Source organism: Aeromonas sp. HMWF015 (assembly GCF_963878965.1).
Taxonomy (GTDB): Bacteria; Pseudomonadota; Gammaproteobacteria; order Enterobacterales; family Aeromonadaceae; genus Aeromonas; species Aeromonas veronii.
The window spans coordinates 1-445 of record NZ_CAWNZT010000436.1; the positions used below are offsets into that span (position 1 = coordinate 1).

1 pseudogene is annotated in these 445 nt (G+C 57.5%); it reads left to right on the forward strand.

From position 1 onward, the window contains the following. Window positions 1-194: 194 nt before the first annotated feature. Window positions 195-445, forward strand: a pseudogene (exeG, locus tag AACS18_RS23750) (GspG family T2SS major pseudopilin variant ExeG); the annotation flags it as partial.

Genomic DNA, 445 nt, shown 5'->3' on the forward strand with positions numbered 1-445 from the left:
CGTGATGTCGATCCTGCAGCCGATCCTCGAGCTCAACAATATGGTGAATATGTAAGTTTCCGGCGTTCGATAGCCCCGCTGGCGGCCCGTCGAACCCACCCAGTGATCACTCTCTGATGGGCTATCCCATCTCATTCGTTACGGAGCAACTCATGAACAAACGTCGTCAATCCGGTTTTACCCTGCTGGAAGTCATGGTGGTCATCGTGATCCTCGGCATTCTGGCCAGTCTGGTGGTGCCCAACCTGATGGGCAACAAGGAGAAAGCTGACCAGCAGAAAGCGGTCTCCGATATCGTGGCGCTGGAAAATGCCCTCGACATGTACAAGCTGGACAACAACCGCTACCCGACCACCGAACAGGGTCTGGACGCGCTGGTGACCAAGCCTTCCATCGATCCGGCGCCGCGCAGCTACCGCGATGGCGGCTACATCAAGCGCCTGCC